Source organism: Pedobacter steynii, from assembly GCF_001721645.1.
GTDB lineage: Bacteria > Bacteroidota > Bacteroidia > Sphingobacteriales > Sphingobacteriaceae > Pedobacter > Pedobacter steynii_A.
The window spans coordinates 1,087,212-1,104,317 of record NZ_CP017141.1; the positions used below are offsets into that span (position 1 = coordinate 1,087,212).

The following is a 17,106-nucleotide window of genomic DNA, read 5'->3' on the forward strand; positions in this document are numbered from 1 at the left end:
CATATATCAGAGAAATACAATGATTCATACATATAAAAAACAGCTTTTCTCCCTGGCAATTGCAGCTACAGTATTTGCATCCTGCAAGGTGACTAAGACTTACGAACGCCCCGCACTGAAAACAGCCGGATTGTTCCGTGAGCAGACAGCTACAGATACCACTACCCTGGCAAATACGCCATGGCAGACCCTCTTTGCCGACCCTCAATTGTCGGCATTGATCCAGGAAGGGCTGGATCAGAACCTGGATTTAAAGAATGCCATACAAAATATTGTACAGGCACAGGCAACCTTAAAACAAAGCAAAGCGGCTTACTTTCCTACCTTAAGCCTTGATGCCAATTACACCAGGTCGAAACAATCTGAAGCAGGACTGAATTTTCCTCCTGGAATCAACATCAACACACTGACCAATAACTTCAAGGCGCAGTTGAGTACGAGCTGGGAAGCAGATATCTGGGGTAAACTCAGCAGTACGAAAAGATCTGCATTGGCTGGTTATTTAAAGAGTGATGCGACCAAAAGGGCAGTTCAGACTCAACTGATTGCTGATATTGCCAACAACTACTATAACCTGCTTGCTTTAGACAGGCAGCTGGAAATCACTCAGGAGACTTTAAAAAGTAGAATTGCTGGTGTAGAAACGATGAAAACACTGAAAGAAGGTGCCGTAGTTAACGGGGCTGCAGTGGTACAAAGTGAAGCCAGCCGTTATGCAACGGAGGTAACGATCCCTGATTTGAAAAGAACGATCAGAGAAACTGAAAATGCCATGAATATTTTGTTGTCCAGGGCACCGGGCCCAATCAGCCGCAGCAAACTGAACGATCACAACCTGAGTACCGATGTAAAAATCGGTGTTCCAACCCAATTGCTGGAAAACAGACCCGATGTTCAGGGAGCAGAGTATGCTTTCAGGGGTGCATTTGAAAATACCAACCTTGCCCGTACTTATTTTTATCCTTCACTAACCATCACGGCAGCCGGGGGATTATCGAGTCTTGACATTAAGGATTTCTTTAGCAAGTCTATCTTTTACAATCTGGTAGGCGGTTTAACCCAGCCGATCTTTAATAAAGGTCTCAACAAACAAAGGCTGGAAACTGCAAAATCTGCACAGGAACAAGCAATGAACTCTTTCCAGAAAACCTTATTGGTAGCCGGACAGGAAGTATCCAATGCCTTATATGCTTATCAGACTGCTGTTGAAAAAGAAGAAGCAAGAGCAAAGCAAATTGCTGCCCTGGAAAAATCAGTGAATTATACCCAGGAATTATTGAGGTATAGCTCTGCAACAAATTATACAGATGTGTTGACTTCAGAGCAGAGCCTTTTGGCTGCACAGCTGAGTGGGGTGACAGACAGGTTACAAAAATTGCAATCTGTAGTTAATCTCTACAGAGCACTTGGCGGAGGCTGGAAATAACCGATTTCTTATAATAAAAAAAGGGATTTCTTAACAGAAATCCCTTTTTTTATATCCTATTTTTTGGTTTATAATCAGACAAAAGAAACTTATTTCCTGCAGACGAGCAGGTTCGACTGCCCCAAACGTTGAGAACCTCTGCTGGCAGGTACTGCAACATCACCTACAGGCAAATAATGTATTGATCCCGCTTTTTGGGGAACGTAGATCACCACTTCGGTTTCAGAATAAGAATGGGGCAGGTATTTGATATAGTAACCATCCGGATGTAAGCCCCATATCCCACCTGGAAAATCAGGGTTTACCGGTGCGGCACCATCAAGCATGGCCAGTCTTTCAATCTGGTCATAAGAAGAGTTGGCCTGATACATCAATCCCCGGATCTTGTTTTCCATTTCCATAACCCGTTTTGCTGGTTCCGGCAGGTTGCCTGTGAGTTTAGACATGGCTTCATCAGACAGGTAATCAACCAAAGTACTGCCTAAGCCAGCCAAATCATTTTTATTCAACAGCTTAGCTGCAACGAGTTGAAGTTCAGCAGACAACTTACTAAAATTCGTTTTCGCCACTATCGCCCATAAAAGTAGCTGGACCTGTCTTTGTTCAACCTCAGGATGTAATTCCCAGTTCGAAATCAATGTTCTGGCTGTTTTTTCTTTCGGACCAGCCAAAGGGGCAAAAAGATAAGCATTACCTTTATCCGGGCCATAAGTTCCGGCCTGTAAGCAGAAGCTTTTAAAGGTTCCGGTATAGAAGCCTGGTGTCAATAAAAAACCTTTCTCTTTTGTATAGCTGGCGGTTAAAGCACACAATTGTTTTCTGGCAGAATCTGCTCCAAAATCTACGGGTAACAGGTCTCTTTTATTACAATCATCGAAATTGGTGGTTATGGGTTGATTTTGTAATAACTTGAGCTGTTTATTGTTTAAAACAGAAGATGCTCCGGTATTTAAGATGTCTTTTAACTTACCAAATTGAGCATTGGCCGTTACCGAGCATAGGCACAATAACAGGAAGAGGTAGTTTTTTTTCATAAGAAAAGATAATTATAATTAAATGGATTTTTACGTAATATTGAACGCATGAATATTCTGATTGTTGAAGATGAAAAAAATTTAGGGCTGGAGATAGCGGCATTTCTTGGTAAAGAAGGTTATACCATAGAGCATGCCTGGAAGAAATCATCCGCTGAAGAGAAAATATTTGTCAACACTTACGATTTTATTCTGCTCGACCTGGGTTTACCGGGAGGGGATGGTTTTGAACTTTTACATCAGCTAAAGCAGCTCAAAGACCGGGAAGATGCTGTCATTATCCTGACCGCCCGGGGTGATGTAGAAGACCGTATCAAAGGATTGGAAGCCGGAGCTGATGATTACCTGCCCAAACCTTTTTCTTTAACAGAGTTGCTGGCACGTATGCATGCCATTATCCGGAGAAAACATAAACTGGAAATGAATGAAGTAAATATTCATAATTTCATTCTGGACATCAAAAATCATAAGGTAAGTTTTGAAGGACAAAAAATCAGTCTGACCAGTAAAGAGTTTGAGATTTTCAATTACCTTGTTCTGAATAAGGATAGGGTGATCTCCAGGATTAACCTGACTGAACATGTCTGGGGTGATATTCTGGAAATCAACTCTGATTCGAACTTTGTGGATGTCCATGTTAAGAACCTTCGCAAGAAGCTGTCCGTCCATACCCCCATTGACTGGTTTGAAACGGTCAGGAGTATCGGCTATAGAATAAATTCCGGCAAATAAGAACTGGCTGATGAAACTGCAACTTAAACTGGCCTTATACAATACCTTAACCAAGGTTGCAATCATCACCGTTATGGGAATTCTGATTCTGGTTTCCATCAACAGAATCTCTGTCAATCACATGCATCAACGTCTGGTACAGAAAAAAAACAAACTCATCACCAATCTGTCCAGCGTGAAGATCAACGATCTTCTGACTCAGCAAAAGACCTTTACCGATTACAACCTGCTGAAAGAAGAATACATCATCCTAAAAGAAGTAAAGAATAGCGATACTTCCAAGCTAAAACACTATTTCAGTCAGGAAACCAGGGAAATTGAGGGTAGTCAGGAAGAATACCAGATTCTGAGTGCAGAATTTAAATATGAAGGAAGACGATACCTGCTCGAGCTTGGGGAAACCATGTCTACTGTGGGTCAGTTAGAGCATACCATTTCTGTATTTACCTTCCTGATCCTGCTGGCAGCAGTAGTTCTGACCTTATTGACAGATCTTGCTTTCAGCAAGTATTTACTTGCCCCATTTTATCAGATCATTGATCAGAAACTCAATAAAGTGAACGATCCTATCAGCTTCAATTATGAGCCTGTAAAGACAACAACAGAGGACTTTAAGATATTAGACCAGAGTATCAGCATCTTGATGAATAAGATTGCTGACCTGTTTATTACGGAAAAAGAATTCATTGCTAATGTTTCTCATGAACTTCTCACTCCTATCTCCATCTTAAATACCCGTTTAGAAAACCTCCTGAATGACGAGCAATTAAGTCAGGAAGGAGAGAATAAAGTATTTGCCAGCTTAAAAACCTTAAACCGTCTTAAGTCGATCATCAACAGCCTCCTGCTCATTTCAAAAGTTGAAAACAACCAGTACAAAAAACCAGACCGTATTTCTGTAAAGGAAGTTGTTCATGAAGTTTATGAAGAACTGGAGCACCGGTTAATGATGATGGAGCTTAAATTCAGCATTGACCTTTCAGAAGACTATATTTTCACGGGAAACCGCTCCTTGTTCAATACTTTATTGATGAATGTGGTCAACAATGCCATTAAGTACAACCTTCCTTCAGGAAGTGTACATATCTATGATTCCAATACGGCAGAACGTTATCAGCTCAGTATAGAAGATTCCGGACAAGGAATGGACCTGAATGAGGTTCAGCATGCTTTCCAGCGCTTTGAAAAGTTCCAGTCGGAGAAGGAAGATAGCCATGGACTTGGTCTTTCTATCGTGAAAAGCATTGCTTCCTTTCATGGAATTGACATCGAAATTGAATCAGAAAAGAATAAGGGAACACGGGTAATTATTACTTTTTCCGGAAAAGAATAAGCGCTTTTCCATCTTCATGAAATCTTCATATTTGATCTGCAACTTTGATCTAACAAATCACATTAAATATTAAAAAACATGAAAAGAACAATTTTAGCGTTAGCATTAGTTGCAACAACTTTCGGCGCATTCGCACAAACTCCGGCTACTACTGCAAAACCTGTAGCTCATAAAGTAAAAAAAGCTAAAAAAGCAGAAGTAAAAAAAGCGGAAGTATTAAAACCAGAAGCAACAAAAGCTGCCCCGGTTGCAACTACAAAAGCACCAGCAAAGCATAAATAAGGCTTTAAGCACCTCGTTAAGAACTATAGCCGAAGAGGATATCCAATGATGGATATCCTCTTTTTTTTGTACTTTGTGATCAACCACACACACATTTGAACTAAATCATGAAAACAAACGCCGTAACACTCATTTTTTGCTGTTTTATACTTTCTGCCTGTACAACGATAAAAAAACAACCTGGTGAACAGACTTCCGATAAAAAGGGATGGATTTCTCTTTTCAATAAGAAAGACATTAAAGACTGGTTTGTCAAGATCCATCACCATGGAATGGATGAGAATTTCGGCAACACTTTTCGCGTAGAAGATGGTATGGTAAAAGTAAGATATGACCAGTATGGCGATTTCAATGATCAGTTTGGTCATCTGTATTATAAAGTCCCCTATTCCTATTATCATCTTGTAGTAGAATATCGTTTCGTGGGGGCGCTTCAAAAAGGCGCACCTTCCTATACCCTGCGAAATAGTGGAGTGATGTTCCATTCTCAGGATCCGCGAACGATGCTTAAAGAACAGGACTGGCCGATTTCTGTTGAAATGCAGTTTCTGGGTGGCCTGGGAGATGGCAAACCAAGGCCAACAGGGAATATGTGTTCGCCTGGAACAAATGTCGTTTATAAAGGAAAAATAGCAGATGCTCATTGCCTCAATTCCAGCTCAAAGACCTATGACGGTGATCAATGGGTCAGGGCTGAGCTCATCGTTCTTGGCGATTCGCTGATTACCCATATCATCAATGGAGATACCGTACTTCAGTATTCGAAACCCCAGATCGGCGGAGGTGTTGCCAATGGTTATGATCCTAAAATGAAAATAGATGGAAAACTGCTCAGCAGCGGTTACATCGCTCTTCAAAGTGAAGGACAACCCATTGATTTCCGAAAAGTGGAATTAAAAGATTTATCTGCACTTAAAGAAAAAACAAAACGCAAATAGCAGAATTCAGTTAAAAATACTCTGCCAGATAAGGTGTCCTGCAATTCTGTCTCAGAGTTTTCAGGGCCCTGTCTTTCAACTGACGGATCCTTTCTTTGCTCAGGTTGAATACCTCAACCATATCATCAAGTGTCAGGGCAGTATGGTTATCCAGTCCAAAGAAAAGTGTGATGATCCATTTTTCCCGTTCCGGTAAAATACCTAATGTTCTGTTAAGGTCTTCGCTCAATGACTCAGTCATCATCAGGGCATCGGTATTCGGAACGTTATCATTGACAAGGGTATCCATCAGGGTAAATCCACTTTCTTCACTGGTAGTCATATCCAGCGAATAAGACAAAGGTGCGCTGGACAGGTAATCGGCTACTTTTTCCTGAGAGAGGTCAGTAGCAACAGAAAGCTCTTCATAAGTAGGCAATCTTTCCAGCTCCTGTTCTAAAAGGTCAGCAGCTTTGTTAATTTTTATGATTCCGAGTACCTGATTCCCCGGAAGCCTGATCATTCTTTTCTGATCAGCAAGTGCCTGCATAATGCTTTGGCGGATCCACCAGACGGCGAAAGAAATAAACTTGAATCCTTTCGTATCATCAAAGCGTTGCGCAGCCTTAATGAGGCCCAGATTTCCTTCACTAATCAAGTCTGCCAGCTGCAAGCCTCTGTTCTGATATTTCTTTGCAACCGATACCACGAAACGCAAATTCGTTTTCACCAGTTTATCCAGTGCGGCAGTGTCTCCTTTTTTAATTCTCCTGGCCAGGCTCAACTCTTCATCAATAGTAAGCAAGTCTATTCTTCCAATATCAGTCAGGTATTTATCAATAGAATCAGTATCTCTGTTGGTAATGGATTGTGCGATCTTTAACTGTCTCATAGGGACTCATTTTGTGCTAATTCTACTTCTTTATTCAGCTTTTCTTTTTCAAAATCGCTCATACAGCTGACCAGGATTTCCACACTTGAAATCGGCAGTGCATTATATAAGGAAGCCCTGAAGCCTCCAACTGAACGGTATCCTTTTACGCCAACTATTCCTCTTGTCGAGGCAAAATCAAGGAACTCCTGCTCCATAGCTGGTTCGTACATTTTGAAAGTCACATTCATTCTTGATCTGTGATCAGGATCGGCAAGCCCGTAAAACAATGGATTGCGGTCAATTTCTTCATATAATAATGCCGCTTTAGCGATATTTTCAGTTTCAATTGTTTTTACTCCACCTTTCTCTTTTAACCACCTCAGGTTGAGCATAGCCACATAGATAGAGAATACCGGAGGGGTGTTAAACAAAGAACCATTGTCTCTGTAAATCCGGTAATCTGACATGGAAGGAACCTGTCTCTGTATGTGCTCCAGCAAAGTATCTTTGACCACAACCAATGTCATTCCGGCAGGCCCCATATTTTTTTGTGCACCTGCATAAATCAGGTCAAAATCGGCAACATTTACCATTCTGCTGAAGATATCAGACGACATATCGCAAATCACCGGAACTGTGGTTGGAGGAAAACTGAACATTTCAGTTCCTTCGATCGTATTATTAGAGGTATAATGGAAATAGGCAGAATCCTCAGGGATTTCATATCCAAGAGGGATATAGTTATATCCTTTATCTTTCGATGACGCGACAATGTTTACCTGACCAAACAATAGGGCTTCTTTAATCGCCTTTTGAGAAAAATAGCCACAATCCAGATAAGCCGCTTTTTTCTCCTGATGCAGGAAGTTCATGGCCAGCATAGAAAATTGGGTACTTGCTCCTCCCTGCAAAAACAGAATGCTATAACCTTCCGGCACCCGCAATAATTCCCTGACCAGATCCTGAGTTTCCTTCATTACTGCTTCGAACTCAGGAGTCCGATGTGAAATTTCCAGAATACTCAGCCCAAGGCCATTGAAATTTCTGACAGCGTCTGCTGCCTGATCTAAAACTTTAGCAGGTAATATGCAAGGCCCGGCTCCGAAATTATGTTTGATCATTGTCGTCATCAGTTACAGTTGATTGCTCCAAAGTTCGGAAGGTCAAAACAGATATCTAATTTTTCAGCTACATTCAGCAAATTTTTCTGTTTTGACCACTTTAAACCATACAATTTTTGGCGGGCAATTATTATCCATCTGTCAGGCAAAATATAATTTCCCTACTATCCTATTTTTTAGCGAGTTAAGGTATTATGTACACTATCCTTAACACAGAAGAGGTCAAATGTTTCATAAAAAATAAATAATACTATATTTGATCGAAATAACGTTATAAAAAAGATACACTAAGTCAGAAATTCATTCCCGAACGATGTCTAAATTAGATCCCACCCATCTTGGAATTTTACGCCTGTTACAGGAAGATGCCAGAATGACTCATAAAGAGTTGGCCAGAAGATTGAGAAAAAGTGTTTCTCCGATTTTTGAGCGGGTAAAATGGCTGGAGCAGAACGGCTATATCAAAGGATATACTGCATTAGTGGATTTACAGAAGAGCAGCAACAGTATCATTTCCTATACCCATATCCAGATGAATGATCACTCCGAAGAAGCCTTAAGTGCTTTTCAAAGAGAAGTGGTTCTTTTTGAGGATGTCAGGGAATGTTATTATATCACCGGAAATTTTGATTTTATTCTAAAGATTGTATCTCCTGATATGAAGGGCTACAATGATTTCCTACGTGGCCAGTTGTCCAAACTACCTAATGTGGGGAGTGTTCAGAGTTTCCTTGTCTTATCAGAAGAGAAAAGAGACACTACTTATAAAATATAGACAGAAAGCTTCAAAACTACTCTTCCATTAAAGCAAGATAAGCACCCGCAGGATCCTGAATTACAATATATTTTTGTTTTCCCATCATCGCAGGGCCCACAATTACTTTACCTCCTGAGGTGCTGCATTTTTCAGCACAGGCATCTACGTCCTCCACGATAACATAGTTTAACCATTGGGAAGGAAAGTCCAATAATGCCCCTCTTTTATGGCAGATGCCGCCAACCACTTCATGGTCGGAACTGCTGATGATGTTATAGTCATCGTATGCCCCCTGACTAACAGGAGAAAATGTCCAGCCGACTACTTCAGCATAAAAATCTTTTACTTTTTCGGCATGCTCTACAGTCAGGTCCTGCCATAGTATTTTTCCTGTTTTACTCATCTTTGATTTTCATTTGGCTAAGGTCTGATCAAATCTAAAAAGAAAATCAGTTTTTTAACTCTTATCCTTCGGATGCTAAAAAAGATTGATTCAGATCGGCAAAATTATGCCTATTTATTTTGTGATTAATGAAGGAGTTGTTTTCTTTGCAATTGATTAGATTTAATCCAAATAAACTATCCCCCGTTGAATAAAAAGAAAAACAGATTCAAGTACTGGATCGGACAAATACACCTGTGGCTGGGATTAATTTCCGGGATTTTCGTGTGTTTCTTAGGCATCACAGGATGCATTCTTGCATTTGAACGTGAAATAGAAAATGTGACTCAACCTTATCGTTTTACAACCGTAAAAAAGGCTGCATTGCTGGCTCCTTCCAAACTAAAAGAAATCGCAGACCGGCAGCTTCCCGGAAAACATGCACATAGTGTGGGTTATCAGACCGGCAAATCTGCTCAGGTTGTTTATTATGCAGCGGATCCTGAATATTACTGGATTGTCTTTTTAAATCCATATACCGGAGAGATATTGAAGGTAAAGAACATGGATGACGATTTTTTCAGAGTGGTCATTATGGGACATTATTACCTATGGCTTCCTCCTAATATCGGCCAGCCTGTATTGGCCAGCGCGACTTTAATGTTCCTCTTTCTGCTCGTTTCCGGGCTCATATTATGGTGGCCTAAAAACAGAGCTGCCAGCAAAAAGAGGTTTTCTATAAAGCTCAATGCCAAATGGAAAAGGGTTAATTATGATTTACACAACGTGCTGGGTTTTTACATGACCTGGATTCTGATCTTTATTGCAATTTCCGGATTGGTGATGGGCTTTCAGTGGTTTGCGGGTTCCGTGTACTGGCTATCTTCCGGTGGAGAAAGTATTAAGCCATTTCAGGAAACCTATTCAGATACCACAAACATAAAGCCCGCTATATTGCAAAAGCCTGCTATAGACAGGTTATGGGAAAGAACGATGAACAACCTTCCCGGTTATACCGGCGGCATAGAGGTTCACGTGCCGGCAAATGATAAACTGGCCATTGAAGTAGCCATTAACCCGGATACAGATACCTATTGGAAAGCCGACTATCTTTATTATGATCAGTATACACTGAAAGAGATTCCAGTAAACCATATCTATGGAAAACTGGCCGATGCCAGCCTGGCCGACCGGATTTCAAGAATGAATTATGATATCCATATTGGAGCTGTTGCCGGGCTAACCGGCAAAATCATGGCCTTTTTTGCCAGCCTGATAGCAGCAAGTTTACCCATTACAGGCTTTATCATCTGGTGGGGAAGAAAAAAGAAACAGAATAAAATACCCAGGCCTGCCCAATAGGAAAACACCTCTTTTAAATAGTTAAATATTTAATAAAGAGGGTATTTGAGACAGAATTTCTTAATTTGCCTGTCATAAATATATAATCATATGATACAGGTAGGCTTATTATTAACCAATAAATACCGTCTGCTTAGCGTAGCAGCAATATTAGATGTGTTTGATACGGTAAACAACCATTACGAAAACAATGGTGAATCCCCTTTTTTTAAGATCAACCTGATCCGCAGTGGAAGCTCGGCCAATGAAGGAGTTTCCTTTGAAAAATATACTTCTCTTTCTTTGAAAGAGTCCGGTCAGCAAGATCTGGTTTTAATTCCTGCGTTTGACGGGACAGACCTCAGTTCTTCCATCCATAATAACCTGGAATTTTTACCCTGGATGCAACAGCAATATAAAAAGGGAGCGGAACTCGCCAGTTTCTGCACAGGAGCATTCTTACTTGCGGCCAGTGGCTTATTGAACGGCAAAAGTGCCACTACTCATGTCAATTCAAGTCATGCTTTCTCTTCAAATTTTCCTGATGTTTACTTTAAACCCGATAAAGTAGTCACCATTGATCAGGGAATTTATACCAGCGGAGGGGCTACCAGCAGTTTTCATCTGATGCTGACACTCATTCACAATTATTGTAGTCGTGATCTGGCCATTCATATTGCAAAGGTATTTGCAATAGATATGAACCGGGAACAGCAAAGCTATTTCGGGACTTTCCATCCAGCCAAGGATCATGGGGATGAACTGGTGGTCAAAACGCAGCTTTGCATAGAAAATGCCTATAAAGAAGCAGTCACCATTGAGGACATCTTACAACAGATTCCATCAAGCCGACGCAACATTGTGCGTCGTTTTAAACAAGCCACCGGAACTACATTGATTGAATATTTACAGAAAACCAGAATAGAAGCGGCCAAAAAACTATTGGAGCAAACCAATTTCAGCATTTTGGAAATCATGCTCCACTCCGGTTATAATGACCTGAAAACTTTCCGTCAGCTTTTCAAGAAAAACTCCGGAATGACTCCTAAAGACTATCGGGACAAGTTTAAGCCGAAAGCTGCATAACTGTTTTCCGCTTTACTTTTTTCTTCTTCTTTTTCAATTTGTTCAACCAGATCAACGTTCCGGTAATGGGTAAGCTCGTGGCAATCAGGCAGGCAATAAAATAGATTATTTTTGTAAACATCCCATATACATCTCCTAAATGTAAAGCTTTAATCGAACCTGAAATACGTTCATTAAAAGGTTTGTCTTTAAATACCTCTATTTTAAGTACGCCGGCGCTGTACTGGTCTAACAGCAGTTTATCTCCTGCTGAAGGTGCAAAAAAGCCGACTTTATTTTTGGTAATTGCAATTGCAGAAACAGAGTCCTTAGCCAGGCTAATGTTGTAATCTCCTCTATAAGGCAAAACAGTCTCTGCTTTTTTTATATAATCAGCAATGTTTAATGGGGTACTATTTTCTACACCGGCCTTAATTACTGAAACAGGGTCTTTTGGCGGCTCAAAACCTTCAGGCTGATAGGTGCCTAATGTTTTACGTAAAGCCTCCCTATACCATGGGAATGACCATTGGGGCCCCGTAATCCCCATCAGGAATAAAAAAATACAGGCATAAAAGCCTAAACTATTGTGCAGGTCATGGTTTGTTCTTTTCCAGCTTCCGGTCCATTTTATTTTTAATCCCTGTTTCCAGGATTTTAATTTTTGAGGAAACCAGATAATCATTCCGGTGATTACCCCGAGTGTAAAAAGGATAGTCGCTGCACCGGAGATATAGCTTCCCAGTTTCCTGTTTTCCAGTTCCCCAAAGATTGGTTTTTCAATTTTGTCTAACAGCAACCACCTGTGAAGGCTAAACATCGTCTTCATGAAAGAAGCCGCTGTACTCTTCGCTTCTGAAATATTGCCGATCACCACTCCTGTATATGGATTGACGGCAAAAGCTGAAGGACGTTTTCCCTCTGCAGGTTTATCTTTACCTTTTTCGTCTTTCCCTTTTTTAGCCTTCCCATCTGTAGCTACTGCTGTTTTACTGATATCATCAGCCTTAACTTTCCCCTCTCCTTCTTTTTTATCTTCTTTCATTTTAACCATGAACTGATAGGTACGGTTAGGGTCTGCCGGAATTCTTACGGAAACGACTTTTCCACCGGTGCTGGCTTTAACTTTTCCAATCAGTTCTTCTACCGGTAAAGCGATCGCGCCTGCTGTACGTTCTACTTTATACAATTCGGGCGTCGCCATTTCTTTGAGCTCAGTGTTAAACACATAAAGTGTCCCGCTTAAGCAGACCAGGATAACGATAATCCCACTGGCTAATCCAAGCCATAAATGAATATCATTAAAGAGTTTACGTGTAATTTGCCAGGCAGATTTTGGTGTGGTGTGTTTCATTTAGGCCGTATATTTTTTGCAAATTTAGAATAATTCTGCAAGTATTAAGAACTAGTCTAAATACCTATAAAATTAAGAGGAGTTTCTACGGTTATTTATCTTCCGGGATTTTACCTGCTATGGCTTTACGATCCATCTGATTTTATTCCAGATGTCCTGATAATTTCAGGTTTCATCTACAATCTGTTCTAAATCAACAACATTTATCACAAAATTCTTTTCTTTAAAATAATTAATTTCTATCTTTGCCGTCCCTCACGGGAAAAGGAGATTAAATTTTAATGGCTAAAAAACAAGTAGCAGAAAAAGAACTAGAGGCTAAAAAAGCCGAATTACAAGGTGCAGACGCTCGTCTGACCGAGAAAGAAACCATTGAGTCAGAAGCTGATTCAGTGTCGATCGAACAGATCAAATCATCATTAGCTACCCCTGATCAAGATTTTGACTGGGATGCAGATGACAAAGTTTTCGGAAAATATTCTGATGAAGACCGTAAAAAGTTTGAAGACATGTATACCGATACTTTCAATCAAATCAACCAAGGTGAAATCATCAGCGGTATTGTTGTATCAATCAACAATAAAGATGTAGTATTAAACGTAGGATTTAAATCTGACGGATTGGTATCTACTTCTGAATTCCGTGATACACCTGACTTGAAAATTGGTGATACAGTTGACGTATTCGTTGAAGCTCCGGAAGATGCGAACGGTCAGTTGATTTTATCTCGTAAAAGAGCAAAAACCCAAAGATCATGGGAGTCTATCAATGAGGCTCTTGACAATGACAGAATCATCAACGGATTTGTTAAAAGCCGTACTAAAGGTGGTCTTATCGTTGACATCATGGGTGTTGAAGCTTTCTTACCTGGTTCACAAATCGACATCAAACCTATCCGCGATTACGATGTATACGTGGGTAAAACAATGGAATTCAAAGTTGTTAAGATCAACCATGAGTTTAAAAACGTAGTCGTTTCTCATAAAATCTTAATTGAAGACGATTTAGAAAGCCAAAAAGTTGAAATCGTATCTAAACTTGAAAAAGGACAGGTATTAGAAGGAACAGTTAAAAACATCACAGATTTCGGTGTATTCATCGATTTAGGTGGAGTTGACGGTTTACTTCACATCACTGATATTTCTTGGGGCCGCATAGAGCATCCGAAAGAAGTATTAAGCTTAGATGAGAAAATCAACGTGGTAGTTCTTGACTTTGATGACGAGAAAAAACGTATTGCATTAGGTTTAAAACAATTGACTCCACACCCTTGGGAATCTTTGGATGCTAACTTAGCTGTTGGATCTAAAGTGAAAGGTAAAATTGTTACTGTTGCTGATTACGGTGCTTTCTTAGAAATCATTCCTGGTGTTGAAGGTTTAATCCACGTATCAGAAATGTCTTGGTCACAAAACCTACGTAGCCCACAAGAATTCTTGAAGGTTAGCGATGAAATCGAAGCTGAAGTATTAACTTTAGACAGAGACGAACGCAAAATGAGCTTAGGTATTAAGCAATTAACTCAAGATCCTTGGCAAAATGTTGCTGAAAGATATCCTATCGGAAGCAAACATACTGCTGTAGTTAAAAACATGACTAACTTCGGTGTATTCGTAGAAATTGAAGAAGGTATTGATGGATTAATCCATATCTCTGATCTTTCTTGGTCTAAAAAAGTTAACCACCCTAACGAATTCACTAAAGTAGGTGATACATTAGACGTAGTTGTTCTTGAATTAGATGTTGAAAGCCGTAAATTAAGCTTAGGTCACAAACAATTGGAAGAAAACCCTTGGGATACTTTTGAAACTATCTTCACGTTAGATTCAATCCACCAGGGAACTGTTGTTAAAGTAACCGATAAAGGTGCTGTTATTGCTTTACCATATGGTGTAGAAGGTTTCGTACCAACTAAACACATGGCTAAAGAAGACGGATCTGTTATCAAAGCTGAAGAAACCAATGACTTCAAAATCATTGAGTTTAACAAAGATGCTAAACGTATCGTTGTTTCTCATGCCCGTATCTGGGAAGAGGCTAAAGCTGAAGCTGTTGCTGAAGAAAGAGCTACTAAGAAAAAAGAAGCTAAAGCATCAAGCAGTGCAGTTAAGAAAGTTAAAGATTCAGTTGAGAAATCAACTCTTGGCGATCTAGGTGTATTGGCTCAGTTAAAAGAGCAGATGGAAGGTGAAGAAAGCAAAAACAAAGCTAAATAATCTTTAAAGCTGAATATATTAAAGGCATCCCTAACCGGGATGCCTTTTTTTTGTTATTTTGCCCTCAAAATCAATATACCCCAATTCAGTTTCTATGAGATTTTTTATCAGCATGATCAGTAGTTTACTATTGTTCCAGATCGGTAACGCACAGCTTCCTGCCCTGATCCCGCAACCGGTGGAAATGGCAATAGGAAAAGCATCAGAGAACTTTTCTATCGATAACCACACCACACAGCTATTCATCAGTGACAACAAGCTGAAACCTGCTGCAGATTTCTTCATTAACTATATCAAAAGATACTATAACCTGGATATTAGCCTAACTACGTTTCCTGATTTAAACAGAAAAAATGTAATCAATCTAAGCCTCACAACAGTCATCGATCCGAATCCGGAACAGTATGTTTTGGGGGTAAGCAGTAAATCTGTCAACGTTCGCTCCTCTTCCCCTACAGGCATATTTTATGGGATACAAACCCTGATTCAGCTTTTGCCTCCCAGTGCCAAAGCATTTCCTTTACAGGTTCGGGCAGTAACGATTACAGACTATCCACGTTTTGCCTATCGGGGTATGCACCTGGACGTTAGCAGGCATTTTTTTGATATCAGCTTTGTCAAAAAGTATATCGATTACCTGGCGATGCACAAGCTTAATTATTTCCATTGGCACCTGACGGATGATCACGGATGGCGTATAGAAATTAAAAAGCACCCAAGGTTAACCGAAGTTGGCGCCTGGAGAGATGGCTCTATCATTGGCCTTTATCCCGGAACCGGAAACGATGGCGTTCGCTATGGTGGCTACTATACCCAGGAAGAAGTGAAAGAGGTGATCCGCTATGCAGCAGACCGGTACATTACCATTATTCCGGAAATCGAAATGCCTGGACATAGCATGGCTGTCCTTGCGGCTTATCCCGAATTGAGCACGACTCCTAAGCTACCTAAGAAAGTCGCCGAGACATGGGGAATCTTCAACAAATTCAATAATGTATTACTCCCTTCCGAGCAAACCTTTACTTTCCTTGAAGAAGTGCTGACTGAAGTGATGAACCTCTTCCCTTCTCCCTATATTCATATTGGAGGAGATGAATGTTCAAAAATCTGGTGGAAGCAATCTGCCTTTTCTCAACAACTGATCAAAGAGAAAGGATTGAAAAATGAGAATGGTCTGCAAAGTTACTTTATTCACCGGATAGAAAAGTTTGTGAACAGCAAGGGAAAAACCATTATAGGCTGGGATGAGATCCTGGACGGGGGACTGGCTCCCAATGCCGTAGTCATGAGTTGGCGTGGAGAAAAAGGAGGTATTGCAGCTGCAAAACAAAAACACAAAGTGATCATGACTCCCGAAAATTTCATGTACTTTAACCATGCACAATTCCTGAAAGAAGATTCGCTGACGGCAGCAAAGTACCTGCCTCTTGCCAATGTCTATAATTACGAGCCTGTGCCCGCTGAATTAAGCGCCGCAGACAGCAAATATATCTGGGGAGGACAAGGCAACCTATGGTCAGAATACATTACCAACCCAGCTAAAGTAGAATACATGCTATTCCCGAGGCTTGATGCTTTAAGCGAAGTACTATGGAGCCCAAAAGCTAAACGTGATTTTAACAACTTTCAACAAAGGCTAAAGCAGCAATTCAGAAGATATGATCAGATGGGCATAAAATACAGTAAAAGATATTGGGAGAACTAAGCTTGTTAAAGAAACTTGTTTTTCAATTCAGGGGAAGGGACCATACAACTTTCTGTCTTTCCCCAGATTCTATACCTGTTTTTAGAGATCAGCTGGTAAATGAAATCCCGGATGAATGCAGGGATAATGATCAATCCATAAAACATAGGCCAAAGTCCGCCGAGCTGTCTGGCAATTCGAAGCGCAGCATTAGAACGGAGATAGATTTCTCCATCTTCCAGAAGTATGATCGTTTTTAAGTCCTCGCTCCTGAAATTAAAACCTGACAATTTTTGCTGAGCAACTTCACTTTGCAAAGCAGCAAAACGAAAATAATCTTTACGGTCTCTTTTGATCATGAACTGTACCGTATGATTACATAAATTACAGACGCCATCAAAAAAAACCAAGGCCTGCTCTCTATCTTCATTCATTTGATTGTGTTCACCTTAATCGTTCCCAATATTGGATTTATACAAATATAATTTTTTAAATCCAGAGCTTCTATCTATAGATTTATAAATAAGCGAGTTAAAAGTTTTATCTCATTTAAAATCAATACCATTCGGAAATCAGATCGAATAATTC

At 40.2% G+C, this 17,106-nt stretch carries 16 protein-coding genes; 10 read left to right on the top strand and 6 right to left on the bottom strand.

The features are described 5' to 3' along the window. The first annotated feature begins 19 nt into the window (after positions 1 to 19). On the top strand, positions 20 to 1,426 hold the full coding sequence (locus BFS30_RS04305) for an efflux transporter outer membrane subunit (protein WP_069378142.1): 1,407 nt from the start codon (positions 20 to 22) through the stop codon (positions 1,424 to 1,426). A gap of 89 nt (positions 1,427 to 1,515) precedes the next feature. Here BFS30_RS04305 and BFS30_RS04310 read toward each other — a convergent pair whose 3' ends face one another. Further along, positions 1,516 to 2,460 carry a hypothetical protein gene (locus tag BFS30_RS04310; protein WP_069378143.1) on the bottom strand — a complete coding sequence of 315 codons (945 nt, stop codon included), beginning with the start codon at positions 2,458 to 2,460 and terminating at the stop codon, positions 1,516 to 1,518. Between the two features lie 48 nt (positions 2,461 to 2,508). Here BFS30_RS04310 and BFS30_RS04315 point away from each other — a divergent pair, with 48 nt between their 5' ends. From BFS30_RS04315 to BFS30_RS04330, 4 genes are all read left to right on the top strand, one after another. After that, positions 2,509 to 3,192: a response regulator transcription factor gene (locus BFS30_RS04315; protein WP_069378144.1), complete on the top strand. Its 684-nt coding sequence runs from the start codon at positions 2,509 to 2,511 to the stop codon at positions 3,190 to 3,192. Positions 3,193 to 3,202: 10 nt separating this feature from the next. Further along, a complete protein-coding gene (locus tag BFS30_RS04320) occupies positions 3,203 to 4,525 on the top strand; it encodes a sensor histidine kinase (RefSeq protein WP_069378145.1) in 1,323 nt (440 codons plus the stop codon). A 78-nt stretch (positions 4,526 to 4,603) separates the two neighbouring features. Further along, positions 4,604 to 4,807: a hypothetical protein gene (locus BFS30_RS04325; protein ID WP_069378146.1), complete on the top strand. Its 204-nt coding sequence runs from the start codon at positions 4,604 to 4,606 to the stop codon at positions 4,805 to 4,807. Between the two features lie 107 nt (positions 4,808 to 4,914). Further along, positions 4,915 to 5,745 (top strand): 3-keto-disaccharide hydrolase, encoded by an 831-nt coding sequence (locus BFS30_RS04330; RefSeq protein WP_069378147.1) that lies wholly within the window; start codon positions 4,915 to 4,917, stop codon positions 5,743 to 5,745. Positions 5,746 to 5,755: 10 nt separating this feature from the next. On the opposite strand, the gene BFS30_RS04335 is transcribed toward BFS30_RS04330, so the two are convergent. Together BFS30_RS04335 and serC are read right to left on the bottom strand one after the other, a co-directional pair. Beyond that, positions 5,756 to 6,616, bottom strand: a complete 861-nt coding sequence (locus BFS30_RS04335) for a sigma-70 family RNA polymerase sigma factor (RefSeq protein WP_069378148.1) — start codon at positions 6,614 to 6,616, stop codon at positions 5,756 to 5,758. Beyond that, positions 6,613 to 7,716, bottom strand: a complete 1,104-nt coding sequence (gene serC, locus BFS30_RS04340; RefSeq protein WP_069382293.1) for a 3-phosphoserine/phosphohydroxythreonine transaminase — start codon at positions 7,714 to 7,716, stop codon at positions 6,613 to 6,615. Before serC ends, BFS30_RS04335 begins: the two co-directional genes overlap by 4 nt. Before the next feature lie 316 nt (positions 7,717 to 8,032). On the opposite strand from serC, the gene BFS30_RS04345 reads away from it, so the two are divergent. After that, positions 8,033 to 8,494 carry an Lrp/AsnC family transcriptional regulator gene (locus BFS30_RS04345; RefSeq protein WP_069378149.1) on the top strand — a complete coding sequence of 154 codons (462 nt, stop codon included), beginning with the start codon at positions 8,033 to 8,035 and terminating at the stop codon, positions 8,492 to 8,494. A gap of 16 nt (positions 8,495 to 8,510) precedes the next feature. On the opposite strand, the gene BFS30_RS04350 is transcribed toward BFS30_RS04345, so the two are convergent. Further along, positions 8,511 to 8,879, bottom strand: coding sequence for a VOC family protein (locus BFS30_RS04350; RefSeq protein ID WP_069378150.1), 369 nt, complete (start codon positions 8,877 to 8,879; stop codon positions 8,511 to 8,513). A gap of 186 nt (positions 8,880 to 9,065) precedes the next feature. Here BFS30_RS04350 and BFS30_RS04355 point away from each other — a divergent pair, with 186 nt between their 5' ends. Both BFS30_RS04355 and BFS30_RS04360 read left to right on the top strand, forming a co-directional pair. Further along, positions 9,066 to 10,220: a PepSY-associated TM helix domain-containing protein gene (locus BFS30_RS04355; protein ID WP_069378151.1), complete on the top strand. Its 1,155-nt coding sequence runs from the start codon at positions 9,066 to 9,068 to the stop codon at positions 10,218 to 10,220. A gap of 90 nt (positions 10,221 to 10,310) precedes the next feature. Continuing rightward, the gene (locus tag BFS30_RS04360; RefSeq protein WP_069378152.1) at positions 10,311 to 11,285 is read left to right on the top strand and encodes a GlxA family transcriptional regulator; all 975 of its coding nucleotides are present in this window, start codon (positions 10,311 to 10,313) and stop codon (positions 11,283 to 11,285) included. Here BFS30_RS04360 and BFS30_RS04365 read toward each other — a convergent pair. Next, positions 11,266 to 12,618 (bottom strand): PepSY-associated TM helix domain-containing protein, encoded by a 1,353-nt coding sequence (locus BFS30_RS04365; protein WP_069378153.1) that lies wholly within the window; start codon positions 12,616 to 12,618, stop codon positions 11,266 to 11,268. The two genes, BFS30_RS04360 and BFS30_RS04365, sit on opposite strands and share 20 nt — an antisense overlap. A 281-nt stretch (positions 12,619 to 12,899) precedes the next feature. On the opposite strand from BFS30_RS04365, the gene rpsA reads away from it, so the two are divergent. Together rpsA and BFS30_RS04375 are read left to right on the top strand one after the other, a co-directional pair. Next, complete coding sequence (gene rpsA, locus BFS30_RS04370; protein WP_069378154.1) at positions 12,900 to 14,834, top strand: 30S ribosomal protein S1; 1,935 nt, start codon at positions 12,900 to 12,902, stop codon at positions 14,832 to 14,834. 94 nt (positions 14,835 to 14,928) lie between these two features. Further along, positions 14,929 to 16,539 carry a beta-N-acetylhexosaminidase gene (locus tag BFS30_RS04375; RefSeq protein ID WP_069378155.1) on the top strand — a complete coding sequence of 537 codons (1,611 nt, stop codon included), beginning with the start codon at positions 14,929 to 14,931 and terminating at the stop codon, positions 16,537 to 16,539. A 5-nt stretch (positions 16,540 to 16,544) separates the two neighbouring features. On the opposite strand, the gene BFS30_RS04380 is transcribed toward BFS30_RS04375, so the two are convergent. Further along, entirely contained in the window at positions 16,545 to 16,952 is a 408-nt protein-coding gene (locus tag BFS30_RS04380) for a thiol-disulfide oxidoreductase DCC family protein (protein ID WP_069378156.1), read from the bottom strand. Positions 16,953 to 17,106: the final 154 nt, after the last annotated feature.

Bases quoted from the DNA above. Each gene is read 5' to 3' on its own strand.
- BFS30_RS04310 (WP_069378143.1), bottom strand. From the start codon at position 2,460: ATGAAAAAAAACTACCTCTTCCTGTTATTGTGCCTATGCTCGGTAACG.
- BFS30_RS04365 (WP_069378153.1), bottom strand. From the start codon at position 12,618: ATGAAACACACCACACCAAAATCTGCCTGGCAAATTACACGTAAACTC.
- BFS30_RS04360 (WP_069378152.1), top strand. From the start codon at position 10,311: ATGATACAGGTAGGCTTATTATTAACCAATAAATACCGTCTGCTTAGC.
- BFS30_RS04305 (WP_069378142.1), top strand. From the start codon at position 20: ATGATTCATACATATAAAAAACAGCTTTTCTCCCTGGCAATTGCAGCT.
- rpsA (WP_069378154.1), top strand. From the start codon at position 12,900: ATGGCTAAAAAACAAGTAGCAGAAAAAGAACTAGAGGCTAAAAAAGCC.
- BFS30_RS04325 (WP_069378146.1), top strand. From the start codon at position 4,604: ATGAAAAGAACAATTTTAGCGTTAGCATTAGTTGCAACAACTTTCGGC.
- BFS30_RS04345 (WP_069378149.1), top strand. From the start codon at position 8,033: ATGTCTAAATTAGATCCCACCCATCTTGGAATTTTACGCCTGTTACAG.
- BFS30_RS04320 (WP_069378145.1), top strand. From the start codon at position 3,203: ATGAAACTGCAACTTAAACTGGCCTTATACAATACCTTAACCAAGGTT.
- BFS30_RS04335 (WP_069378148.1), bottom strand. From the start codon at position 6,616: ATGAGACAGTTAAAGATCGCACAATCCATTACCAACAGAGATACTGAT.
- BFS30_RS04350 (WP_069378150.1), bottom strand. From the start codon at position 8,879: ATGAGTAAAACAGGAAAAATACTATGGCAGGACCTGACTGTAGAGCAT.
- BFS30_RS04380 (WP_069378156.1), bottom strand. From the start codon at position 16,952: ATGAATGAAGATAGAGAGCAGGCCTTGGTTTTTTTTGATGGCGTCTGT.
- BFS30_RS04375 (WP_069378155.1), top strand. From the start codon at position 14,929: ATGAGATTTTTTATCAGCATGATCAGTAGTTTACTATTGTTCCAGATC.
- BFS30_RS04330 (WP_069378147.1), top strand. From the start codon at position 4,915: ATGAAAACAAACGCCGTAACACTCATTTTTTGCTGTTTTATACTTTCT.
- BFS30_RS04315 (WP_069378144.1), top strand. From the start codon at position 2,509: ATGAATATTCTGATTGTTGAAGATGAAAAAAATTTAGGGCTGGAGATA.